Source organism: Deltaproteobacteria bacterium (genome assembly GCA_005879795.1).
Classification (GTDB): Bacteria; Desulfobacterota; Binatia; order DP-6; family DP-6; genus DP-6.
Map to the genome: position 1 here is coordinate 1 of VBKJ01000171.1, position 6,363 is coordinate 6,363.

General features: G+C 70.7%; 6 protein-coding genes. All 6 read left to right on the forward strand.

Annotated features, from left to right (window positions below; translation table 11 throughout):
• Positions 1-37: 37 nt before the first annotated feature.
• From E6J59_14995 to E6J59_15020, 6 genes are read left to right on the forward strand one after another with little or no spacing between them, the layout of a single operon-like run.
• Positions 38-1,090 (forward strand): hypothetical protein, encoded by a 1,053-nt coding sequence (locus tag E6J59_14995; GenBank protein ID TMB18161.1) that lies wholly within the window; start codon positions 38-40, stop codon positions 1,088-1,090.
• Positions 1,087-2,397, forward strand: coding sequence for a hypothetical protein (locus E6J59_15000; GenBank protein ID TMB18162.1), 1,311 nt, complete (start codon positions 1,087-1,089; stop codon positions 2,395-2,397). Before E6J59_14995 ends, E6J59_15000 begins: the two co-directional genes overlap by 4 nt.
• Positions 2,390-2,638: a hypothetical protein gene (locus E6J59_15005; GenBank protein TMB18163.1), complete on the forward strand. Its 249-nt coding sequence runs from the start codon at positions 2,390-2,392 to the stop codon at positions 2,636-2,638. Before E6J59_15000 ends, E6J59_15005 begins: the two co-directional genes overlap by 8 nt.
• Complete coding sequence (locus E6J59_15010) at positions 2,631-2,897, forward strand: hypothetical protein (GenBank protein TMB18164.1); 267 nt, start codon at positions 2,631-2,633, stop codon at positions 2,895-2,897. Before E6J59_15005 ends, E6J59_15010 begins: the two co-directional genes overlap by 8 nt.
• Entirely contained in the window at positions 2,894-4,828 is a 1,935-nt protein-coding gene (locus tag E6J59_15015; GenBank protein TMB18165.1) for a DUF87 domain-containing protein, read from the forward strand. Before E6J59_15010 ends, E6J59_15015 begins: the two co-directional genes overlap by 4 nt.
• A 41-nt stretch (positions 4,829-4,869) precedes the next feature.
• Entirely contained in the window at positions 4,870-5,934 is a 1,065-nt protein-coding gene (locus E6J59_15020; protein TMB18166.1) for a ParM/StbA family protein, read from the forward strand.
• Positions 5,935-6,363: the final 429 nt, after the last annotated feature.

The following is a 6,363-nucleotide window of genomic DNA, read 5'->3' on the forward strand; positions in this document are numbered from 1 at the left end:
CGACGAGGCGCTCGTACAGACTTCGGAGCGTCTCCTGGTGGCCCATCGCAACGATCCGCCCCTCCCTGACGCGTTCGCCGCGCCCGATACGCTCGAGCGGCGCGCCCGGCCGAGCGCACACCCCCAGATGATGCTGTGCGGAGCGTTCCCCCGCGTGCTCGCGCGGTCACCGCTCGGACGCCTGACCGCCGCGCACGCGGACCACCCGGCTGCCGTCGTCGCCACAGCGGTGCTGGTCCTCCGTGAAGGCGTCCAAGCTGAGCGGCGGCAGCGACGGCAACTGCCGCTCTTCTGGCATCGCTTCCTGGCGCCCTGCTTCACGGCGGCGCCGCGCTTCTGGGTGCCAACCGCGAAGCCCGTGTGGGATCCGGCGACGTGGCAACTGATCGCGATCCTCGATGCCGCGTGGAATGCCGACGGCGTCAGCTTCGTCGGGCGCGAGCGCGGGCAGCTCTTCCACGTCCTCGGCACGCGCCGTATGGCCCGCACGTTCGGCTGGCCGCGCCGCCGCGCCCTCGCCGGCTGCCGGACCGCGTACCGCGTGTGGCGGCACTGGTTCCAGACGCAGGAGGTGCGCCGGCTCGTCGAGATCGACACGTGGCCACTGCCCGAGGCCGTGCACCGCGTGATCGGTGGGCCGCGGCCTCTCTATCGCCAAGCCCGCGAGGCCCACCGCACCGGGAGGCCCGCCGAGAACCTCGCGGTGCTCCCGGAGACGCTGCGCCAGGCGTTCGAGGCGACCGCCGCGGAGTCTGCCGCGTCGCTGCAGTCCCCGGTCGCGTTTGGTTGGACCCCGCCGCCGGTCGTGCCGCTAACGTCGGCACTCGCACTGAGCCCGCTCGGTTTGCTCGCCGCGCGGGCGCGCGTGGACCGCGAAGAGCTGTCGGGCGCCGCCCGGACGACGGCGGCCCGCTTGCTCCGCGTGATGACCGGGCCCTGGCCGTGGACACCGCGCCCGGTCATCCGCGGCCCGCGGCGCGCGCGCATCGAGGCCAGGCGCCGGGGCGCCGAGGCCAAGCCGACCCGGTGGACGCCGCGCGACGGTACCGGCGGCAGTCCCATCCGACCCGACAATCTGGCCCGCCAGTGAGCGGTTCGCTCGAAGCGCTGGTCTGGACCGTCCTCGGCTGGTTCGGTCTCAGCTCCACGGCGTGCGGCTTCTGGGCCGCGCTGAACACCGCAGCGCTCGAGGCCGATCCCGACAACGTGCTGCATACCGCGGAGCAGTCGCTCGCCGAGCAGATCAATGTGACGGCGCCAGCGGCCGAGACCGCGGTCTGGATCGATCGGTTCGGCGCCCGCGGGCTGCGCGCGCTCACAGGCTTTCCGCCCGCCCCGTCCCCGCAGGCGGTCGCGATCCTCGGCCGTGCTCAGGCGGACGTCGCCGAAGGCTGGCGGCGCGCGGCCTCGCTCGCCGCGACGCTGCCGCGCCGCACCGGCTCAGCTCGCGACACGACCGTCGCCGCCTCGCGTCTGAAGCGTCTCGTCCAAGACGCCGTCGGTTCCCTGGCGACATCAGCCCGCGAGTCATTCGCACCAGGTCAGGCCCAGCTCTCACGCCCGGAGGAGGCGACGCCGACGACCGAGGTTGTCGCACACCTCGCGGCCGCGCAGGCGGCGGCGGCCGCGGCCCACGTCGAAGTGCGCCACCTCCTGCTCCGCACAACGATCTGGTCCCTCGTCGCGCTCAGCGGCGCAGCCGTCGCGATCACGTTCGTGGGCTCGACCATCGTCGCTCTTCGCCGGCTCTGCCCGCCCGTGCCGCCGCCGACGTCACTGCCGCTGACGCCGCGTCGGGGCGGCGCGTCCGCAGCGCTTCTGCTGTCGAAGCCGGATCCCGCCCTCGTCGGCGCTCTCACAACGCGCCTCGTCCCGGAGCCAGTGGCCAGCGACATCGCGACGTGGTTCGCCCGGGCGCCGCACACCCCGGGCAGCCTCAAAGGTCACGACCGCCGAGCCGGCGGTCTCGTGGAGCACACACTCGACGTCGTGAAGGAAATCGGCCGCCTCACCCGCGGCGCCCCCGCACGCGAGCGCGCGCTCGCGGCGACGCTGGCCGCGAGCCACGATCTGGGAAAGCTCTTGAGTTACCGCGAGGACGCCTACGGCACCTGGACCGCGCACTCGGCCGTGCCGCACGACAGCCTCGGAGCCCAGGCCCTCGCCCTGTGTCCGAGCCTGCGCCTCGCCTTCGCGCCCTCCGAGATCGAGGACCTCTTACTCGCACTGCACACCGAGCACGCCCCGGATCTCGTGCCGTCGAACTGCCGCCCGCGCGTCCAGCAGCTCCGCCGCTGGCTGAAGGAGGCCGACGCCGCGGCGGCGGAGCAGAACGAAAGCCGATCCACGCCTACCGCCTCCCCTGCGGAGGTCGAGGAGGAAATCGCGGATGCCTGACCGTCGTGTATACCTCGCGCTGATCGCGGGTCTGACGCTCGCGTCTCCGTCGCCGCCGGACGCCGTGGCGCACCGCCTCATGCTCTGCCTGCCCGACACGTGGGCGCCCGCCACGATGGTCAGCGTCAGCCTCGGGCTCCTGGCGCTCGTGACGCTCACAGCCTGGCGCGTGGATCTCCGGCGTCTGCCCGTGCTCGCGGTGCGCTCACGACCGAAGGAGATCCTGGCGGCCGATGCCTGAGACGCCGACGCCCACGCCGCCGCCCGGGATCGGGAATCCAACCGCTCCGGTCCCGAAGGCCGCGCTGCTGCCGGCCACAGTCACCGCGTTCCTGACCGTGCTGGGCGTGTTCTGCTTCGCCGCGCTCCTCACACCGGTCTTCGGCTGCGTCCCGAGCTTCGCGTGGGAGACGACCGCGCTCCTCGGCCTCGCGGCGGTGTGGGGCTGGTTCCTTTGTCGCCTGTGCCTGCGCACCGCGCGCTGGGTGCTCGGCGGATGATGAGACCACCGCCGCGCTTCATCCAGCTGCCCTTCGCGCCGCTCGTCTTCGGCCGACGATCGGACACCGGCGACATGGTGGAGGTCGACGCCGACGAGCTCGTGCGCCACCTGGCGGTCTTCGGCACCACAGGTTCGGGCAAGACCTCACTCTTCCTCGCGCTGATGCTCCAGCTCATGGACCGAGGACGCGGCTTCATCGTCTGCACGACGAAGCACGACCCGACGATGCCGCGCGCGCTCGCCTGGGCCGCGATGCAGCGCCAGCAGCTCTGGCGCCTCCGCGTGTTCGATCCGGCGCATCCGGTCCACGTCTACAACCCGACGGCGACGACAAACCCGCTCGCGCTCGCGAGCCTCTACTTCTCGCAGCTGCCGCCGATCGAGCCGTCCTCGGAGGCGAAGCACTACCACGACATCCAGTTCGAGTTCCTGCTTCTCGCCTGCAGCGCCATCATGGCGACTGGGCTCCGCCACGTTCCGAATGACATCCTGCAGCTCGCGCGGAGCTACGAGATCGCCGGACCCAAGCTGCGCAAGCGCCTCCAGGCCCTCGGGAAGGAGGACCGCATGGCGGACCTCGACGCCTTCTTCCGCCGCTTCTACCGGCGGGGCGAGTTCCAGGTGAACGAGGCCCAGGAGGCTCTCTCGGGACTGACCTCGGTGCTCCAGGGCCTCGACGTCGGCCGCTTCGCGGGCCTGCTCAGCCAGCCGTTCAGCGAAGTCGACCTCCTCCAAGCCTGCCGCCGCGGCCTCTGGGTCTACATGGGGCTGCCGGCCGCCATGGACGCCGACGGCGGTCAGCTCGGTCGCCTCTTCCTGACGGACCTCATCATGGCCATCGACGAGATTCAGCGGACGGAGGGCGAGCTCGTCCACGCGCCGTTCGTCATCGTCCTCGACGAGTTCCCGAGCTACGCGCTGCCACAGTTCGCGCGCGTGTTCGAGCAGGCCCGCTCGAGCGGCATCGGGATCCTCCTGGGCGCCCAGACTGTGAGCAGTCTCAGCGACCGCGCCGCCGGCCTGTCGGACGGCTTCCGCGATCGCGTCCTCGGCAATTGCGCCCACATCCTGAGCTTCCGCCTCGGGCCGGGCGAGGGCGCGGAGTACTTCTCGCAGTTCACCGGCAAGGCCGATCGGCCGATCGTGCAGGTGAGCGAGACCGAGAGCCGCGGCCGCACCTGGTCGCCGCTCGCGCCCTCAAGCTGGGTGGGCTGGACCAACCGCACCGACGGCCGGGCCTCGTTCTCCGGATACCGAGTGCAGAAGGACCTCGTGATGGAGAGCCGCCGCCTCACGCACGAACTCGCGTCGCGGGGCCAGGCGATCTGGCTCAGTCCGAAGGACGAGGAGACGCTGCCGTTCCCCTTCTGGTCGCTCTGGGCGGAGACGAGCGCGGCACCCGCCGGCTGGGACTACGCCGCGCAGTGCGCCAGGTGGGATCGCATCCCGCTGCCGCCCCTCGATCTCGGGCGGTACGTGCGCTTCGTCAACATCCGGCGGAGCGCTGCACACGGTGTCGCACCGCCAGACGCGCCCGCGCCGCACCGCAACCACGCGGCGCCTGCTCCGGTGCCGGACGCCACGTCGCAGCCAGCCGCCGAGACGCCCTCGCCGGCGCCAGGAACAGGCGGCCCCCAGGAAGCTCCGGCGCAGGGACGCCGACGGCGACGACCGACGCTCCAGCCCACGAGCCTCATCAGCTACGTGCCACCGCGGAAGCCCAAGCGCGGCACGCCCGAGCCGGGACGACAGCCGTCCACCGCGTCACAACCTCCGCTGCCCTACCCGCCTCCGACAGCCAGCCAGCCTGAACTGAGCGGCATCGATGGCGATCAGCCGCGGGACACACACACGATCGCCACCGCGTTCGATCAGGACGGCGACGGCACCCGACTGACCTCGGAGGGTCACACTCCAGAGCCTCCCTGAACCCGAAAGCGCCCCGGGGCGCGGGCCGCGCGGGTCGCACGATGGACACGTCCGACGAATGCGCGACCGGCTCCACTGAGTTCTTCGCGGGCCAGCATGGAGGACAGGTCATGCTCCTGGGCATCGATATCGGGTTCGGATTCTCGAAGACGATCACGCGCCTGGGCGCGGATGTGTTCCCCTCGGTCGTGGGTGATTGGACCCCTGCAGAGTTCCAGATCGGCAGCTTCGATCGCACCGATCACGACGCGGTCGGCTACGAGGGACGGCGATATCTCGTGGGCGAGCGGGCGCTAAAGCTTGCCAGTCGCCTGTTCGTGGGGCTCAGCCGCGAGTGGCTCGACACCGTTCCCTACAGGATCCTCGCGCTGAACGCCATCCGCCGACGGCTACCCGAAAGCGGACTTTCGGTAACCGTCGTGACCGGGCTTCCAGTCGGCGACATCACACAGCATGTCGCGACCGTCAAACGACGGCTCGAGGGGACGCACCGGCTCGAGATCCTGGCAGCGGGCCGGCCGTGGGAGGTGACGATCTCCGATGTGCGCGTGCTCCCGCAGCCACTCGGAACGGTCTTCTCGCAGGTGATGGATGACCATGGCAACCTCACCGACGCACGGCTCGTCGAAGCGAGGATCGGCGTCCTCGACATCGGCTTCCGCACGTCGGACTACTTCACGCTTCAGGGGTTCGAGGTGATTCCCGCGCAGTGCCTCACCCGCAACACCGGCATCGCCGAGCTCCTCCTCGATGTCAGCCGCGAGATCGGCAGCCGCTACGGCGTGGAGACCGATCCTCACGCTTTGAACGATGTCGTCCTCCGGAAGAAGCTTCCCGTCGGCTCGCGCACGATCGACATCACCAGCATCGTCGAGCCGCTGCTCGATCGACATGCCGAGGCGATCCTCGCGCACGGGAGGATGCTCTGGGGCGATGAGGCGCGCGGCCTTCATGTGCTCTGGATGACCGGCGGCGGCGCGCAGCTCCTCGATGCCCGACTCCAGCAGCTCGCCCCGCACGCTACGCTCGTGGCCAACGCCAGGATCCAGAACGCGGTGGGCTACTACCGTTTCGGTTGCCACCTCGCGAAGCAAGCCAGGAAGTAGCCCTCGGTGGATGGTCTGTGAGTTCTGTGAGTTCTCACAGACGGTCCACCGACCGCTCCTGACGCCCTGGGCTTCACCATGGCGGATGCGTACTACCGCAGCCTCTACTTCAGCCTCAACAGTCCCGAGGACCTCGAACTCCTGGGGCTGCTCTTCGCTCTGCCGCGCTGGCGCCAGCCCAGCGCCATTAAGAGCGCTCTCAGGCAGTACCTCCCAACCGTCCTCGACAGCCCGGCGCTCGGTCCGGACGAGGTGCGCGCGATCGTCGGGACGCCTGCTCGCACGCGGAGGCGTCGACGCGCCCACAGCCAACCGAACGCGTCGAGCCGGCCGTCAACCGCCCCGGAGCAAACGCCCGCGCGAGAGATTCCCGAACCTGGCCCAGGAATTTCACGAGCGAAAGATGCGCCCGATTCGCAGACGGCCGAG